This window comes from Stenotrophomonas sp. NPDC047960, assembly GCF_043204395.1.
Lineage (GTDB): Bacteria > Pseudomonadota > Gammaproteobacteria > Xanthomonadales > Xanthomonadaceae > Stenotrophomonas.
In genome coordinates this window covers 224,600-240,359 of record NZ_JBIDBX010000005.1, presented here as the reverse complement: position 1 = coordinate 240,359, position 15,760 = coordinate 224,600, and the positions used below count along the sequence as shown (strand labels likewise).

Genomic DNA, 15,760 nt, shown 5'->3' with positions numbered 1-15,760 from the left:
ACGTTCCGATGCCCCTGCCCTGGCTGCACCCTGATCGCGTCCGCGCCTTGGAAGATGCGCTGGCGCAGCGCATCCTGATCATCGACGGTGCGATGGGCACCATGATCCAGCGCCATGGACTGCAGGAAAGCGACTACCGTGGTGAGCGCTTTGCCGGCGGCTTCGATAGTGCTCACCGGCCAGGCTGTGGGCACGACGCGGCCGCCGCGACGCCGGAAAGCCATGACCTGAAGGGCAACAACGACCTGCTGCTGTTGACTCGTCCTGAAGTGATCGCGGAGATCCACACGGCCTATCTGATGGCGGGGGCCGACCTGATCGAAACCAACACCTTCAACGCGACGTCGGTGAGCCAGGCGGACTACCACCTCGAACACCTGGTGTACGAATTGAACAAAGCGGGCGCTGCGGTTGCGCGCGCGTGCTGTGATGCGGTCGAGGCGACTACCCCGGACAAACCACGCTTCGTGATCGGGGTGCTGGGGCCCACCAGCCGCACCGCCTCGATCAGCCCGGACGTGAACGATCCCGGTTTCCGCAACACCAGCTTCGATGCGCTGCGCGAGACCTACCGCGAGGCCATCGATGGCCTGATCGACGGCGGCGCCGACACCCTGATGGTGGAAACCATCTTCGACACGCTCAATGCCAAGGCCGCGCTGTTCGCCATCGAAGAAGCGTTCGATGCGCGCGGCGCGCGCCTGCCGATCATGATCTCCGGCACCATCACCGATGCCTCCGGGCGCACCCTGTCCGGACAGACCGCCGAAGCGTTCTACGCATCGGTAGCGCACAGCCGGCCGCTGTCGGTGGGGCTGAACTGCGCGCTGGGCGCCAGCGACATGCGCCCGCACGTGGAAACGCTCTCCATCGTCGCCGACTGCCGGGTCAGCGCGCATCCCAATGCCGGCCTGCCCAACGCGTTCGGCGAGTACGATGAAACCCCCGAGGAAATGGCCACCACGCTGCGTGAGTTTGCCAGTGCCGGCCTGCTCAACCTGGTCGGCGGCTGCTGTGGCACCTCGCCGGCGCACATCCAGGCCATTGCCGAGGCCGTGGCCGACCTGCCGCCGAGGGCCGTGCGATGAGCGGGCCCGTGCACACCCGCCTGTCAGGACTGGAACCGCTGGTCATCACCCCGGACCTGCTGTTCGTCAACATCGGCGAGCGCACCAACGTCACCGGCAGCGCGCAGTTCCGCAAGCTGGTCAAGGAGGAGCGCTACGAAGAAGCAGTGGAAGTGGCCCGCCAGCAGGTCGCCAGCGGCGCGCAGATCCTCGATGTGAACATGGACGAGGGCCTGATCGATTCCGAGAAGGCGATGACCCGCTATCTCAACCTGATCATGTCCGAGCCGGATATCGCGCGCATCCCGGTGATGGTCGATTCGTCCAAGTGGAGCGTGATCGAGGCGGGGCTGAAGTGCCTGCAGGGCAAGAGTGTGGTCAATTCGATCTCGCTCAAGGAAGGCGAGGCGCTGTTCATCGAACACGCGCGCAAGGTGCTGCGCTACGGGGCGGCCGCCGTGGTGATGGCGTTCGATGAGCAGGGCCAGGCCGACACCTGCGCGCGCAAGGTGGAAATCTGCACCCGTGCCTACCGGATCCTGGTGGACCAGGTCGGCTTCCCGCCCCAGGACATCATCTTCGACCCGAACATCTTCGCCGTGGCCACCGGCATCGAGGAGCACGACAACTACGCGGTTGACTTCATCGAAGCCACCCGCATCATCAAGCGCACGCTGCCGCATTGCCATGTATCGGGTGGCGTATCCAACGTGTCGTTCTCGTTCCGTGGCAACGAAACGGTGCGCCAGGCCATCCACGCGGTGTTCCTGTACCACGCCATCGCCGCAGGCATGGACATGGGCATCGTCAACGCCGGCGCGATGCCGATCTATGACGACCTGGATGCCGAACTCCGCGAGCGCGTGGAGGACGTGATCCTCAACCGCCGTGCCGATGGCACCGAGCGCCTGCTGGAGATCGCCGAACGGTACAAGGGCAGGAAGGGCGAGACCAGGGGCGAAGACCTGGCCTGGCGCGAAAAGCCGATCGACGCGCGCCTGGCGCATGCGCTCGTGCACGGCCTGGATGCCTGGGTCGAAGCCGATACCGAGGAAGCGCGGATCCGTTCCAGCCGCCCGCTGGATGTGATCGAAGGGCCTCTGATGGACGGCATGAACGTGGTCGGCGACCTGTTCGGCGCCGGCAAGATGTTCCTGCCGCAGGTGGTGAAATCCGCACGCGTGATGAAGAAGGCCGTAGCCTATCTGCTGCCCTTCATCGAAGCCGAGAAGGCGCGCAGCGGCGATACCGCCAAGAGCAATGGCAAGATCATCATGGCTACGGTGAAGGGCGACGTGCATGACATCGGCAAGAACATCGTCGGCGTGGTCCTGGCCTGCAACAACTTCGAGGTGATCGACCTCGGCGTGATGGTGCCGGCGCAGAAGATCCTTGACGCAGCCCGTGCCGAGAACGCCGACATCATCGGCTTGTCGGGGTTGATCACGCCGTCGCTGGAAGAGATGAGCCACGTGGCGCGTGAGATGGAACGGCAGGGCTTCACCCTGCCGCTGATGATCGGCGGCGCCACCACATCGCGGGCGCATACCGCGCTGAAGATCGACCCGCATTACAAGGCACCCACGGTGTGGGTCAAGGACGCCTCGCGCGCGGTGGGCGTGGCCCAGTCGCTGATCTCCAGCGAGCTGCGCGATGCCTTCGTGGCGGCCAACGAGGCCGACTATGCCGATATCCGCCAACGCCACCGCAACCGCGGCGACGCCAAGCGGCTGGTGACGCTGGCCAAGGCCCGCGCGCAGCGTTTCGACGGCAACTGGGCGCAATACCGCCCCCCCGCCCCACGCAAGCCCGGCCTGCACGTGCTGGACGACTATCCGCTGGCCGATCTGGTCGAGCTGATCGACTGGACCCCGTTCTTCCAGGCCTGGGAACTGGCCGGCAAGTACCCGGCCATCCTCACCGACGAGATCGTGGGGGTCCAGGCCAGCGAGCTGTACCGCGATGCACGCGCGATGCTCCGCCGCATTGTCGACGAGCGCTGGTTGACCGCCAAGGCGGTGTTCGGGCTGTGGCCGGCCAACAGCGTCGGCGACGATGTGCACCTCACCACCGATGACGGCCCGGCCGTGCTGCACTTCCTGCGCCAGCAGGTGGACAAACCGGTGGAGCGCCCGGACTTCTGCCTGGCCGATTTCATCGCACCTGCCGACAGCGGCCAACAGGACTGGATCGGCGCGTTCGCGGTCACCGCCGGCATCGGCATCGACCCGCACGTGGCCCGCTTTGAAGCCGACCATGACGACTACAACGCAATCCTGCTCAAGGCGTTGGCTGACCGCCTGGCCGAAGCCCTGGCCGAACGCCTGCACCAGCAGGTGCGCACCGACTACTGGGGCTATCAGCCGGACGAAACCCTGGACAACGAAGCGCTGATCGCCGAACAGTACAGCGGCATCCGCCCGGCACCGGGCTACCCCGCCTGCCCGGAGCACAGCGAGAAGGCCACGTTGTTCCGCCTCCTCGATGCGGAGAACAACGCGGACATGCAGCTGACCGAGAGCTTTGCGATGCTGCCGACGGCGGCGGTTTCCGGCTATTACTTCAGCCACCCGCAGAGCCAGTATTTCGTGGTCGGACGCGTCACCCGCGAGCAGGTCAGCGACTATGCCAAGCGAAAAGGCGTGGACCGCGCGCAGGTGGAGCGCTGGCTGGCTTCCAACCTCGACTACGATCCGGAATGATCCGCACCACCCGACCAGCGGTCGGGTGCTACCCTGCTGCCCCTTCGGCAGGTACCGAGCGTTGATCGGTACATCCTTCGAGACCTGGCATGACCCCGCTGCTCCGCGACCCTGTCCCGGTCGCCCGCCTCTCCAGCTTCTACCTGTTCTACTACGCCGCCCTGGGTGCATTCACCCCGTACTGGTCGCTGTTCCTGACCGCGCGCGGGATGAGTGTGACCGGCATAAGCGTGATGATGGGCATCTGGTACGCCACCCGTATCGTGGCACCCACGACGTGGACATCCATTGCCGCCGCCTCGCCGCACCCGATCCGCTGGCTGCGCGTGGGCAGCGTGTTGACCCTGCTCACCTTCTGCGCGTTCCTGCTGCCACTGCCACAGCCGTGGATGTACCCGGCCATGGTGGTGTTCTGCTTCTTCTACAACGCGGTGATGCCGCAGTTCGAATCGATCACCCTTACCCACCTGGGCAACGACAGCCACCGCTATGGACTGATCCGGGTGTGGGGCTCACTGGGCTTCATCGCGGTGGTGATGGGCTTTGGCTGGCTCATTGAAGGAAAGGGCGGCGCCGGCAATGCGCAGCTGTTGCCGTGGCTGATGCTGCCGTTGTTTGCCCTGCTGGTGGGGTCTGCGTTTGCCAACCACTACGCTCGCGACCTGCATCGGGCCGGCGCTGATGCCAGCGGCTTCTGGAAGATCGTGCGCAAGCCGCAGGTGCTGGCGTTCTTCCTCGCCGCATTCATGGAGCAGCTGTCGTTCGGGCCGTACTACACGTTCTTTTCGGTCTACATGGACCACCACGGCTATGCCACCTCGACGCTGGGGCTGCTGTGGACGATCGGCGTGGTGTTCGAGGTCGGCGTGTTCTTCACCATCGGCCGCTTCTTCCGCCGTTACGACGCCAGCTGGATGCTGCTGATCGCATTGGTCAGTTCGACCCTGCGCTGGACGGTCACCGCACTGTTCCCCGACCACCTCGGGATGATGCTGGTGGCGCAGACCGCGCATGCGCTGGGCTTTGCCGCCTTCTTCGCAGCGGCCATGCAGATGCTGGCGACCTACTTCCCAGGCCGCCTCAACGGGCACGGCCAGGGGCTGCTGTATGGGTTCTCGTCAGGCGTCGGCGGCGTGCTCGGCGCGCTGATCGCCGGCCAGCTGTGGAACATCGACCAGGGCCGCACCGCGTTCCTGGCAGGTGCAGGGTTCGCCTTCGCCGGCGCACTGCTGTGCTTCTTCGCAATCAGCCTGCCGTTGCTGCGGAAACCGGGTACGCCAGGCCGCCGGTAGGGTCGCACCCCGATCGACTGCCGATGGCGGCAGTCGTTCAGGAACCTGCCCTACCGCTCCGCTTGCAGGTGGCTGCGGAAATCGGGCAGCAACACCCGGTTGCCATACCCGCTCAGGTGATCGGCGTCGAAATACAACGGTCTGCCATCCTCGTCGGGCTGGCACACCTCGCCCGGACACAACGTCGGCAGCGGATCCCACACGCTTGCACCCGGCAGCGCGGCGGCGACCTGGCGCAGGCTGTCCAGGACCGGCGCTCGCATCGCTTCCACCTCCGCTCGCGGAATCTGCATGCCATTGATGCAGATGGGGTTGTGCCGGTTGAACGCATCCGAGCAGCGGTACGGCGGCGCCGGCAGTACGGGCTTGGGTGCTTCCAGCACGATCCGCACGCCGTGCTCGGCCAACGGGCGAAGCTGTTCGATTGCCGCAACGACCTCCGCCGCGCGACCCTCCACCGCTGCCGGGCTGGCGAGATCGGCGCTGACCTGCGCGGCATCGAACAGCTGATACTGCTCGGCCAGGCGTGGAATGCGCAGCCCGGGCAGGAACAGCACGTCACCGGCCCGCGCGGTGGCCTGGATGTCCTCCAGCACGTTGCGGGTGTACACCCCGCAGGCCGGGTTTGGCCCACGCCAGGCCTGCATGCCAGCGAGCGCGCAGCCGCCGCTGCCATACAGACGCACCTGCCCGCCGTCCTGGACCACCTTGCGGCGCAGCAGCTCGTTGTAAACCAGCGCGTGCGAATCACCGGCCACGAACAGCACCTGGGCCGCGCCGCTGCCACCCGGGCAGTCGCCCCGCTGCAGCAGGCGTGCCTGGCCGCCCACCACCGGGATGCTCGATTCCACCACGCGGCAATCGGGCACTTCCTTCTTCAGCCCTTTCGCATATGGATACCAGTCAAGTGGATGGCGGCTGACCGTACTGAAGGAAATGTGCCGCTGGTGCTTGACCAGCACCGACTGCAGGCCCGCGCCCAGCACCAGCACCACCAGCCCGAGCAGCACCCAGCGCCCGTTGGTGCGCGGGCCGCGTGCGCCATGCCGCAGGGGTTGCTCCACCCAGCGCCAGGAAAGCCAGGCCAACGCGAACACCAGTGCCACTGCAGTAGCACCTTCCAACGCCGTTTCCAGCCCCACCGTCCAGCGGAACAGCACGAATACCGGCCAGTGCCACAGGTACAGCGAATACGACAGCCTGCCGACCCACACCATCGTCGGGCTGGCCAGCGCGCGGGCGGTCCAGCCCTGCCGGTGCTGCTGCAGCAGTCCCAGCAGCATCAGCGTGGACGCCACCGGCCACAGTCCGTCCGGCCACGGCGAATGTCCGGGTCGCGCGGCCCACAGCCCGTAGCCCAGCACGGACACTGCCAGCAACAACACCGGCGAACGCCACGACAGTCCCCGCGCCACTGGCACCGCATCGAAACGGCCTGCCAGGGTCATGCCCTGGTAGAGCAGCACACCGGCACCGAGCTGCCAGAAACGGGTGGTAGTGATGTAGAAGGACTGGATCTCCTGCCCACCCTGCCCGGCAAGCCGCAGCGCGTATGCCAACGAGGCGACGGTGGCCACGGCGATCAGCCCCAGCGACACCGCGCGTCCCCGCCCGCCGCGTGACCACGCCAGGAACAGCAGCGGGAACAGCAGGTAAAACTGCTCCTCAACGCCCAGCGACCAGGTGTGGGTGTAAGGGTTGAATTCGGTGCGTGGCGAGAAGTAGTCGTTGCCCGTAGCGGCCAGCACCCAGTTGCTCAGTCCAAAGAAGGCGCGGCGACCGGTCTTGTCGCTGGTCTCGCTGAGCCAGGATTCGGGAATGAACAACGCACTGAGCAGCGCGGTGATGAGCAGGCAGACCACCAGCGCCGGCACGATGCGGCGGATGCGGCGTGCGTAGAAGCGCAGCAGGCCCTGCCAACCGCCGAGCGCCGGCAGGCGATCAACCGAGGCGCTCACCACAAAGCCGGAAATCACGAAAAACACATCCACACCGGTGAAACCACCGGGCAGCCAGCTTGCCTTGAGGTGGTACAGGATCACCGACAACACTGCGACGGCACGCAGGCCGTCGATGTGCGGGACGTAGGTATGTCGAGACTGGCGTTCCTGCATGCACGCTCCGTTGCCCGATGAGCCGCTGCGCGGAACGCCGGTGTGTCTTACGTCTGCCGCACGACCAACGGTCGTGCGCTGCCGCGTTGTTGCATCCCGCCGGGTGTCCGATGGCGCAAATGCCGCCCGGTAGGTATCGACCGTTGCTCGATACCCGCGTTACCAGACCAGGTCGTCAGGCACCTGGTAGGCCGGATCGGCGTACGGGTCGTCTTCAGCCGGTGCGTTGGGGTCCACGCGCAGCGCCACGGCCGGCGCGAAGATGGCTTCGGCCTCGTCCAGCACCGCCGCCGTTACCAGCAGGTAGCGCCCGGTGCTTTGTACCACGCCCAGTTCACCGGCGTTGAGCTGGCGAAGCTGCTCGGCGTTGACGTAGATGCGCTTGATCTTGCCGCCGTACGGGAAGTGCCGCGCGATGTCGGCCGCTTCATCGTTGAGCGCCTTGCCCTTGAGCAGCTCGTCGAGCTTGACCTTGGCTTCGCGGCGCACACGCGCCTCTTCCTGCTTCAGGCGCTCGGCTTCGATGCGGTCGTCCTTTTCCTTCTGCGCGCGGATCGCGTAGGCCTTGGCCAGGTCGATATCCTCGCGCGAGCGCGGCTTGGCCTGTCCGGGGTTCTGACGTGCGTTGCCGCCGGGGCGGCCCTTGCCCTGCGGGCCACGGCGGGCATCGCCCTCGCGCGGCGGGCGCTGGCCGTCGCGCGGCCCACGTGCGCCCTCGCCGGCCTTGGCTGGTGGTCGGGCGCCCTGCGGCGCGTTGGAGGGCCGGCCATCACGGCGGGCGTCGGGCTTGCGTTCGGGCTTGGGCGCGGCTTTGAAGCCAAGGCCCAGCAGCTGGTCGCGGAGGGTATCGCTCATGACGTTGGGTCGATCAATAGTGCGGGGGCGGCGGTTCTTCGCCCGAATCGGAATACAGCGCGTTGCGGACCTTGCCCAGGTCCTCCAGCAGCAGACGGGTCAGATCCGCGTTGCGGCTGCCCTCGATGCGGGCATCGGCCAGGGCTTCGCTCAGCTCGGCCAATGCCTGTTCCTGGAAGGACACGCGCATCTCAAGTTCGACCAGACGCGCTTCCAGCGCCTGCTCACGCGCGGTGGGGGTTGAGTCATGCATGCAGCGAACGTCCCCGGCCAATGCCGTAGTAGGCCAGGCCCGCAGCTTCGATCTCCTGCGGGTCGTACAGGTTGCGGCCGTCGAATACGACGGCATCTTTCAGCGTTTCGCGCAGGTGGACGAAATCCGGGCTGCGGAACTGCTTCCATTCGGTGACCACCACCAGCGCATCGGCGCCCTCCAGCGCCGCATTGGCGCTGTCGCAGAACACCAGGTCGTCGCGCTCGCCGAAAATCCGGCGGGCCTCGTCGGTGGCTTCCGGGTCGTACGCGCGGACCTTGGCACCGCCTTCCCACAGCTGCGCCAGCAGGCGGCGGCTGGAGGCTTCGCGCATGTCATCGGTGTTGGGCTTGAAGGCCAGGCCCCACACCGCGAAGGTGCGGCCGCGCACGCCCTCATCCTCACCACGGTCGTAGTGGCGCTGGATCAGCTGGAACAGATGGCCCTTCTGCGCATCGTTGACGGCTTCCACCGCATTGAGCAGTCTGGGCTCGTGGCCGTACTGCTGCGCGGTGCGGGCAAGCGCCTGAACGTCCTTGGGGAAACACGAGCCGCCATAACCGGCGCCCGGGTAGATGAAATGCCAGCCAATGCGCGGATCCGACCCGATGCCCTGGCGGACCTGTTCGACATCGGCGCCGACTTTTTCAGCGATGTTGGCGATCTCGTTCATGAACGAGATCTTGGTTGCCAGCATGGCGTTGGCGGCGTACTTGGTCAGCTCGGCCGAGCGCACGTCCATTTCCACCACGCGGTCGTGGTTGCGATTGAACGGCGCATACAGACGACGCATCAAGGCCACCGACTCGGCGTTGGCCGCACCGATCACGATACGGTCCGGCCGCATGCAGTCGGCCACCGCGTCGCCTTCCTTCAGGAATTCGGGGTTGGAGACCACATCGAACGCGATCTCCTCGCCGCGCTCGGCCAAGGCCTGGGCGATGGCGGCACGCACCTTGTCGGCCGTGCCTACCGGCACGGTCGACTTGTTCACGACCACGGTCGGCACACGCATGTGCCGGCCAATGGTGCGGGCCACGGCCAGCACGTACTGCAGGTCGGCACTGCCGTCCTCGTCCGGTGGCGTGCCGACGGCAATGAAGATCACCTGGCCATGCGCGATGGCAGCAGCGGCGTCGGTGGTGAAGGCCAGCCGCGAGGCGGCATGGTTGGCCTTGACCATCGGCTCCAGGCCCGGCTCGTAGATCGGGATGACCCCGTTGTTGAGGCCATCGACCTTGGCCTGGTCGATATCGACACAGACCACCTGGTGGCCGACGTCGGCCAGGCAGGTACCCGTGACCAGACCGACGTAGCCGGTACCGAAGATTGAGACGCGCATGTCCGTGGTGACTCCAGTTCCGTTTTACGGAGCAATGCCCAGCAGTTCGACGTCGAAGCTCAGCGTCGCGTTCGGACCGATCGGACCGCCCGGCGTGCCCTGCTCGCCATAGGCCAGCTCGCCCGGAATCCAGAAGCGGTACTTGGAACCCACCGGCATCAGCTGCACGCCTTCCGACCAGCCCTTGACCACCTGGTCCAGGCCGAATTCGATCGGCTGGCCGCGCTGGTAGCTGCTGTCGAAGACAGTGCCGTCGAGCAGCTTGCCTTCGTAGTTCACCTTGACCTTGCTGAACTCCGTCGGGCGAGCGCCCGAACCGGCGCGGATCACCTGGTACTGCAGGCCCGACGCGGTGGTGACGACGCCCGGCTGGGTCTTGTTCTTGGCCAGGAAATCATTGCCGGCGCGGCGGTTGGTCTCGCCCTGGGCGGCAGCCTTGGCCTGCATTTCGGCCTGCTGGGCGGCCATGAAGCCTTCCATGGTGGACTGGGCCTGTTCGGCGGTCATCTTCGGGGTGCCCTTGGCGAACGCGGTCTGCACCGCGTCGAACAGCGCATCCAGGTCCACCTGGTCCTTCAGCGGCGCCAGCGACGGGCCCACCGCGTAGCTGCCCAGCATCAGGCCGACCTTTTCACGGTCCACCTTCGGCGGCTCGGTGCCCGGGGCCATGCCCTGGACCGGCTGCCCGGCCTTGACGGCCATGGCCATCCGCAGCGCCTGGTCGGTCTTCTGCGCTTCGTCCTGGGTGATCAGCGGCTGCTTGCCTTCGAAGGCGTTGGTCACCGCACGACGCAGGGCGGCTAGGTCGATCTGGTCGGCGATCGGCTCGAACGACTTGGCCACGTCCATACCAATGGCGTAGCCGACTTTTTCACGCTGGGAGGTCAAAGCAGAAGTCTCCTTGGCGGCCGCGCCTGCGGCCGGTTGTTGCGACATCACGGTACCGGTGGCACCCATCGCCAGAATCAGAACCGACGCCGCGGCGCCGCGCATTCCCATCTTCATTTGCTGCTTTCCTGGAAGTGACTGGACGCCGACGTCGGCGCGAAAGCGATCATTGTCGCACGCACGTGCGAGATGTCGAGGATGTCAGCGTCTGGCAGGCGCCACAGACAGCTCGCGTTCGATGGCCGCGACCAGTTCCTTGTCGTCGGGCTTGACCTTGCTGGGGAACTGCGCCACCACCCGACCATCGCGCGACAGCAGGTATTTGTGGAAATTCCAGCCCGGTGCCACACCGGTGGCGGCGGCCAGGCGCTGGTACAGCGGCGTGGCTGCGGCGCCGGTGACCTGCACCTTCTGGAACATCGGGAACTTCACGCCATAAGTGAGCGTGCAGAACTCCTGGATCTGGGCCTCGCTGCCGGGCTCCTGGCCCTTGAAGTCATTGGAGGGGAAGCCCAGCACCGAGAAGCCGCGCGCGGCGTACCGGGTCTGCAGGCCTTCCAGCGCCTCGTACTGCGGGGTGAACCCGCACTTGCTGGCGGTATTGACCACCAGCAGCACCTTGCCGCCGTACTGCTTCTCCAGGTTCACCTCGGTCTTGCCAGCCAATGGGCGGTAGTTGAGGTCCAGCAGATCGGCGGCGCAGGCGGAACCGGCGCCCAGCAGACCGACCAGCAGCAGCAGCCCAGTGCCCCAGCGGCGGGCGCGCGCCCGGGTGGCATGGAACGGGGAGATCGCGCGGTGGGACTGGGGCATTGGAAACTCCGGTAAAGGGGCTGGAAAACCCTGTTCTGCAGGGGCAGGAGGACTATATCACCGGGGGTTTTTCGCGGGCGTTGAGAGCGTGCCGACCAACGGTCGGCATCTACCGGGGTTCGATTTGCTGGCGATTGACGCACACGGCCATCACGCCGCTGAATGCTGGCGGACCGGAGCAGCCTCTCTGACCCGATATTGATTCCTTTAGTATCAATGCGTTGGGCTACGCAGTCCGGTCCTGGTGTGCCCCCTGCCATCAGTTGGGGTATGTCGGGTATTGCACTCGGCTGTGCCGGTGTTATAGTTGCATACAACACCAGTCACCTGATGCAGGGGAAGCCCATGAACCGCATGCGCCACCACTCCGCCAAAGCCCTGACAGCTGCGTCCGCGCTGCTGTTGCTGGGCTGGTTCAGCATCCCCGCCGGTGACCGTGGCAGCGAGACCGCCACCGGTGCGTTTGAAGGCCCGCAGGACGCAGGCGTGATCCAGGCAGGGAACGCCGACGGCGCCCCCACGCCCCCCCGCCGGCTGCACAGCTCCCTGTCCATGCCTTACTTCTCATTCGCACAGTCGCTGAACCCACGGAGCTGACCATGAGCGATATCCAATGGAGCGATGGTGCTCCGATCTACCGTCAGCTGAAAGAACGCGTCATCGCCATGATGCTCGACGGCATCATCAAGCCGGGCGACGCGCTGCCTTCGGTTCGACAGGTGGCCGCCGAGTACCAGCTCAATCCCATTACCGTTTCGCGCGCCTACCAGGAACTGGCCGATGAAGGCCTGGTCGAGAAGCGCCGCGGGCTGGGCATGTTCATGACCGAAGAAGCGGCCACGCAGCTGCGCAGCAGCGAGCGCGACCGCTTCCTCAACGAAGAATGGCCGCTGGTCCTGGAGCGCATCCAGCGCCTGGGCCTGCACCTCGACGATTTGCTGCCCCAGGGGAAGTCCTCATGAATGCCGTTGCCAGTGATGTTGTCATTTCCGCTCGTGGCCTGCGCAAGGCCTACAAATCCACGCTCGCGCTGGACAACACCAGCTTCACCATCGCCCCGGGCCGGATCACCGGCCTGATCGGCCCCAATGGGGCGGGCAAGACCACCCTGCTCAAGGCGCTGCTGGGCTTGACCCAGGTCGAGGGCGAACTGAGCGTGCTGGGCCTGGACCCGACCGTGCAGCGCAATGCACTCATGAATGATGTGTGCTTCATCGCCGACGTGGCGGTGTTGCCGCGCTGGATGAAGGTGCGCGAAGCGATCGACTTTGTCGCCGGAGTCCACCCACGTTTCGACCGCGCCCGCTGCGAACGCTTCCTGGCCTCCACCAAGCTGCAGCCGCGCCAGCGCGTGCGCGAACTGTCCAAGGGCATGATCGTGCAGCTGCACCTGGCCCTGGTGATGGCCATCGATGCCAAGGTGCTGGTGCTGGACGAGCCCACCCTGGGCCTGGACATCCTGTACCGCAAGGAGTTCTACCAGCGCCTGCTGGAAGACTATTTCGACGAACAGAAGACGATCATCGTGACCACCCACCAGGTGGAAGAGATCGAACACATTCTCACCGACGTGATGTTCATCCGCGACGGCCGCATCGTGCTCACCACCGACATGGAGGACGTCGGTGAGCGCTATACCGAAGCACTGGTATCGGCCGAAACGCTGGAGGCGGCGCGTGCGCTCAAGCCGATCGACGAGCGCAGCCTGCCGTTCGGCAAGACCGTGCTGCTGTTCGACGGGGTGCCGCGCGCCCAGCTCACGCCGCTTGGCGAAATCCGCAGCCCGGGGCTGGCGGATCTGTTCGTGGCCATCATGAAGGGAACCTACGCATGAACACCGTCCACTTCCACCCCATCAGCAAGGCCAGCACCTTCAAGTGGCTGCTCAAGCGCGAGTACTGGGAAAACCGCGGCGGGTTCCTGTGGGCCCCGCTGATCGCCGGCGCCATCTCGCTGGTGATGAGCCTGATCGGCATCCTGCTCGGCCTGTGGGGCCTGCGCCGGGCCGCACAGAGCGGCGACCTGCACATCGACAACACCGACATCAACATCAACGGGCTGGACCTGAAGCTGCTGACCGCCCACATGGATGCCAAGGGCATGGCCGAGCTGGGCAATGCGCTGGACGCCACCCTGGTGCTGAGCTCGCTGTGGCCGTTCGTGGTGCTGGCGTTCGTGGTGTTCTTCTACTGCCTGGGTGCGCTGTACGACGACCGCCGCGACCGCAGCATCCTGTTCTGGAAGTCGCTGCCGCTGTCGGACACCCAGACCGTGCTGTCCAAGGCGCTCAGTGCGCTGCTGGTGGCCCCGGTCATCGCGGTGATCGCGTCGGTACTGACCATGTTCGGCTTCATGGCGATTCTCTCGGTCGTCGTGCTGACCCACGGCGGCAATCCGCTGACCCTGATCTGGGGCCCCGCCAGTCCGCTGGCCTTCGTGGCCAGTCACCTGTCCTGGCTGCCGGTGTACCTGCTGTGGGCGCTGCCGACCGTGGGCTGGCTGCTGATGTGGTCGGCCTGGGCCAAGTCCAAGCCGTTCCTGTGGGCGGTGATGCTGCCGCTGTTCGCCGGCATCATCGTCAGCACCACGCGCATCATGACCCTGTTCGACATGACAAGCGGCTGGTTCTGGCAGCACATCGTGGGTCGCCTGCTGCTGGGCACGCTGCCGGGCAGTGACCTGTTCTACCGCACCGACCAGCTGCAATCGGTGATGCGCGACAGCGACAACGTGGCCGCGGCGCTGTCGCCGGCCAGCCAGCTGGCCGCGCTGGCCCTGCCCGAGCTCTGGATCGGCGCGGTTGCCGGTGTCGTGTTCATCATCATCGCCATCCGCCTGCGCCGCCGCGCCGGCGAAATCTGACCCTGACGTCGTCGAGGAATTCCGCCATGATCCGCACCCTAGCCGTTGCTTCCCTGCTGTTGCTGCCGCTGACTGCACTGGCCGATGAGCCCCAGTGCAAATTCAATGCCCCGCGCGATCTCAAGCTCGACGTGGCCGGGGCCAAGGCGATCGTGTTCGAGGTCAACCAGCATGACCTGGTACTGCAGGCCGGTCCCGGGGCTGCCCAGCTCGGCGGACGTGCCTGCGCTTCGAATGCAGACTGGCTGCCACAGCTGACCGTGACCCAGCAGAAGGTCGGCGACAAGCTGGTGGTGAAGCTGCAGCGCGAGAACCAGGGGCTGAGCTGGAACATGAGCGGCAACAGCTACGCCTACCTGGACCTGCGCGGCACCCTCCCGGACAACGTGCTGGTGCAGATGAAGGTCGGTTCCGGCGATGCCAGCGTGACCGGAGCGCATTCGCTCAGTGCCGACGTCGGCTCGGGTGACATCAAGCTGCGCGAGATCAAGGGGCTGGTGACCGCCGCGATCGGCTCGGGCGATGTCGAGCTCGATGGTGCCGGTGGGCTGAACCTGCTGTCGGTCGGTTCGGGCGACTTCAACGCCCGCAACCTGCGGGGCAAAGCCACGGTCGGCACGATCGGTTCGGGCGATCTGACCCTGGATGGCGTCGCGGGCAACGTCGACATCAAGACGGTCGGTTCCGGCGACGTGGACCTGCGCCAGGTCAAAGGCAGTGTAAGCCTGGGCAACATCGGCTCGGGCGACTTTGAAGCCGACGGCGTCGGTGGCAGCGTCACGGTCGAACGACATGGCTCGGGGGATGTGACGGTGCGTGATGTGAGCGGTGACCTGACCGTCGCCAACAGCGGCAGCGGCGATATCACCCACAGAGGCGTCGGCGGCAAGGTCCAGCTGCCGCGCGGCAAATAACGGAGGCCTGACCATGAACCTGCGACTGCTGCTGCCCACCCTGCTGTTGTGCCTGCCGTTGGCGGCCTGCAACAACACCGATTCGAACCGGACCGATCCGTCCACCGGCAAGCCGGTGGTGGATGCCGATTCGATCGGAAAGAAGGTCAAGGACGCTACCGACAAGGCGCGGGTGGAAATCGCCCAGGGCAACATCAAGATTTCCAACGACCAGAACGACAAGGCCGAGATCACGCCGCAGGGAGACCTGCTGATCAACGGCAAGGCGGTCACCATCGATGCCCAGCAGCGGGCGCTGCTGCTGGACTACCGCAAGCAGGTGGAAACGCTGGCGGGCGCAGGCATGGACATCGGCGTGGCCGGTGCCAGCCTGGGCGTGAAGGCCGCCGGCGAGGCCCTGCGCGGCGTGTTCTCCGGCGACACCCAGGGCATCGAGGAGCGGGTGAACGCCGAAGCGGCCAAGATCGAAGCCAGCGCCAAGCAGCTGTGCGAGCTGCTGCCGACGATGATGGCCAAGCAGCAGGCGCTGGCGGCGGCGCTGCCGGCGTTCCAGCCCTACGCCACCATGGACCAGAGCGACATCGACGACTGCCACAGCTGAGCCAGCGGCACCTGCGACATCCGGTCGCAGTCAGGCCCGCTGCACGGGGGGAGGGCT

Annotated in this window: 15 protein-coding genes; 9 read left to right on the top strand and 6 right to left on the bottom strand. The window is 66.1% G+C overall.

Features of this window, described 5'->3' with window-relative positions; all coding sequences use genetic code 11:
- Nucleotides 1-8: 8 nt before the first annotated feature.
- The 3 genes from ACGFZ3_RS12855 (at nt 9) to ACGFZ3_RS12845 (ending at nt 5,061) form a co-directional block, all read left to right on the top strand.
- Nucleotides 9-1,088, top strand: a complete 1,080-nt coding sequence (locus tag ACGFZ3_RS12855) for a homocysteine S-methyltransferase family protein (protein ID WP_392921593.1) — start codon at nt 9-11, stop codon at nt 1,086-1,088.
- Nucleotides 1,085-3,769 carry a methionine synthase gene (metH, locus tag ACGFZ3_RS12850; protein ID WP_392921590.1) on the top strand — a complete coding sequence of 895 codons (2,685 nt, stop codon included), beginning with the start codon at nt 1,085-1,087 and terminating at the stop codon, nt 3,767-3,769. The genes ACGFZ3_RS12855 and metH overlap by 4 nt, the downstream gene beginning before the upstream one ends.
- Before the next feature lie 89 nt (nt 3,770-3,858).
- A complete protein-coding gene (locus ACGFZ3_RS12845) occupies nt 3,859-5,061 on the top strand; it encodes an MFS transporter (RefSeq protein ID WP_392921587.1) in 1,203 nt (400 codons plus the stop codon).
- Nucleotides 5,062-5,111: 50 nt separating this feature from the next.
- Here the strand turns inward: ACGFZ3_RS12845 and ACGFZ3_RS12840 are convergent, their stop codons facing one another.
- From ACGFZ3_RS12840 to ACGFZ3_RS12815, 6 genes are all read right to left on the bottom strand, one after another.
- Entirely contained in the window at nt 5,112-7,175 is a 2,064-nt protein-coding gene (locus tag ACGFZ3_RS12840; protein ID WP_392921584.1) for an acyltransferase family protein, read from the bottom strand.
- Between the two features lie 159 nt (nt 7,176-7,334).
- Nucleotides 7,335-8,030, bottom strand: a complete 696-nt coding sequence (locus tag ACGFZ3_RS12835; RefSeq protein ID WP_392921581.1) for a DUF2058 family protein — start codon at nt 8,028-8,030, stop codon at nt 7,335-7,337.
- A 13-nt stretch (nt 8,031-8,043) separates the two neighbouring features.
- The gene (locus tag ACGFZ3_RS12830; RefSeq protein WP_068852947.1) at nt 8,044-8,283 is read right to left on the bottom strand and encodes a SlyX family protein; all 240 of its coding nucleotides are present in this window, start codon (nt 8,281-8,283) and stop codon (nt 8,044-8,046) included.
- Nucleotides 8,276-9,625 carry a UDP-glucose dehydrogenase family protein gene (locus tag ACGFZ3_RS12825; protein ID WP_392921579.1) on the bottom strand — a complete coding sequence of 450 codons (1,350 nt, stop codon included), beginning with the start codon at nt 9,623-9,625 and terminating at the stop codon, nt 8,276-8,278. Before ACGFZ3_RS12825 ends, ACGFZ3_RS12830 begins: the two co-directional genes overlap by 8 nt.
- A gap of 24 nt (nt 9,626-9,649) precedes the next feature.
- A complete protein-coding gene (locus ACGFZ3_RS12820; protein WP_392921576.1) occupies nt 9,650-10,630 on the bottom strand; it encodes an FKBP-type peptidyl-prolyl cis-trans isomerase N-terminal domain-containing protein in 981 nt (326 codons plus the stop codon).
- Between the two features lie 84 nt (nt 10,631-10,714).
- The gene (locus ACGFZ3_RS12815; protein ID WP_392921573.1) at nt 10,715-11,326 is read right to left on the bottom strand and encodes a glutathione peroxidase; all 612 of its coding nucleotides are present in this window, start codon (nt 11,324-11,326) and stop codon (nt 10,715-10,717) included.
- A gap of 345 nt (nt 11,327-11,671) precedes the next feature.
- Between ACGFZ3_RS12815 and ACGFZ3_RS12810 the strand changes: the two genes are divergently transcribed.
- The 6 genes from ACGFZ3_RS12810 to ACGFZ3_RS12785 are packed head-to-tail and all read left to right on the top strand — an operon-like array spanning nt 11,672 to nt 15,703.
- The gene (locus tag ACGFZ3_RS12810) at nt 11,672-11,923 is read left to right on the top strand and encodes a hypothetical protein (RefSeq protein ID WP_392921571.1); all 252 of its coding nucleotides are present in this window, start codon (nt 11,672-11,674) and stop codon (nt 11,921-11,923) included.
- A 2-nt stretch (nt 11,924-11,925) separates the two neighbouring features.
- Nucleotides 11,926-12,288: a GntR family transcriptional regulator gene (locus ACGFZ3_RS12805; RefSeq protein WP_392921568.1), complete on the top strand. Its 363-nt coding sequence runs from the start codon at nt 11,926-11,928 to the stop codon at nt 12,286-12,288.
- Nucleotides 12,285-13,160, top strand: a complete 876-nt coding sequence (locus ACGFZ3_RS12800; RefSeq protein ID WP_392921565.1) for an ABC transporter ATP-binding protein — start codon at nt 12,285-12,287, stop codon at nt 13,158-13,160. Before ACGFZ3_RS12805 ends, ACGFZ3_RS12800 begins: the two co-directional genes overlap by 4 nt.
- Nucleotides 13,157-14,188 carry an ABC-2 transporter permease gene (locus ACGFZ3_RS12795; protein ID WP_392921562.1) on the top strand — a complete coding sequence of 344 codons (1,032 nt, stop codon included), beginning with the start codon at nt 13,157-13,159 and terminating at the stop codon, nt 14,186-14,188. The genes ACGFZ3_RS12800 and ACGFZ3_RS12795 overlap by 4 nt, the downstream gene beginning before the upstream one ends.
- 26 nt (nt 14,189-14,214) lie before the next feature.
- Complete coding sequence (locus ACGFZ3_RS12790; protein ID WP_392921559.1) at nt 14,215-15,102, top strand: GIN domain-containing protein; 888 nt, start codon at nt 14,215-14,217, stop codon at nt 15,100-15,102.
- A 13-nt stretch (nt 15,103-15,115) separates the two neighbouring features.
- A complete protein-coding gene (locus ACGFZ3_RS12785) occupies nt 15,116-15,703 on the top strand; it encodes a DUF2884 family protein (protein WP_392921555.1) in 588 nt (195 codons plus the stop codon).
- Nucleotides 15,704-15,760: the final 57 nt, after the last annotated feature.

Excerpts from the sequence above, each read along its gene's own strand:
- ACGFZ3_RS12855 (WP_392921593.1), top strand. The coding sequence starts at position 9 with ATGCCCCTGCCCTGGCTGCACCCTGATCGCGTCCGCGCCTTGGAAGAT.
- ACGFZ3_RS12825 (WP_392921579.1), bottom strand. The coding sequence starts at position 9,625 with ATGCGCGTCTCAATCTTCGGTACCGGCTACGTCGGTCTGGTCACGGGT.
- ACGFZ3_RS12815 (WP_392921573.1), bottom strand. The coding sequence starts at position 11,326 with ATGCCCCAGTCCCACCGCGCGATCTCCCCGTTCCATGCCACCCGGGCG.
- ACGFZ3_RS12840 (WP_392921584.1), bottom strand. The coding sequence starts at position 7,175 with ATGCAGGAACGCCAGTCTCGACATACCTACGTCCCGCACATCGACGGC.
- ACGFZ3_RS12795 (WP_392921562.1), top strand. The coding sequence starts at position 13,157 with ATGAACACCGTCCACTTCCACCCCATCAGCAAGGCCAGCACCTTCAAG.
- ACGFZ3_RS12790 (WP_392921559.1), top strand. The coding sequence starts at position 14,215 with ATGATCCGCACCCTAGCCGTTGCTTCCCTGCTGTTGCTGCCGCTGACT.
- ACGFZ3_RS12800 (WP_392921565.1), top strand. The coding sequence starts at position 12,285 with ATGAATGCCGTTGCCAGTGATGTTGTCATTTCCGCTCGTGGCCTGCGC.
- ACGFZ3_RS12785 (WP_392921555.1), top strand. The coding sequence starts at position 15,116 with ATGAACCTGCGACTGCTGCTGCCCACCCTGCTGTTGTGCCTGCCGTTG.
- ACGFZ3_RS12805 (WP_392921568.1), top strand. The coding sequence starts at position 11,926 with ATGAGCGATATCCAATGGAGCGATGGTGCTCCGATCTACCGTCAGCTG.
- metH (WP_392921590.1), top strand. The coding sequence starts at position 1,085 with ATGAGCGGGCCCGTGCACACCCGCCTGTCAGGACTGGAACCGCTGGTC.
- ACGFZ3_RS12810 (WP_392921571.1), top strand. The coding sequence starts at position 11,672 with ATGAACCGCATGCGCCACCACTCCGCCAAAGCCCTGACAGCTGCGTCC.
- ACGFZ3_RS12835 (WP_392921581.1), bottom strand. The coding sequence starts at position 8,030 with ATGAGCGATACCCTCCGCGACCAGCTGCTGGGCCTTGGCTTCAAAGCC.
- ACGFZ3_RS12820 (WP_392921576.1), bottom strand. The coding sequence starts at position 10,630 with ATGAAGATGGGAATGCGCGGCGCCGCGGCGTCGGTTCTGATTCTGGCG.
- ACGFZ3_RS12830 (WP_068852947.1), bottom strand. The coding sequence starts at position 8,283 with ATGCATGACTCAACCCCCACCGCGCGTGAGCAGGCGCTGGAAGCGCGT.
- ACGFZ3_RS12845 (WP_392921587.1), top strand. The coding sequence starts at position 3,859 with ATGACCCCGCTGCTCCGCGACCCTGTCCCGGTCGCCCGCCTCTCCAGC.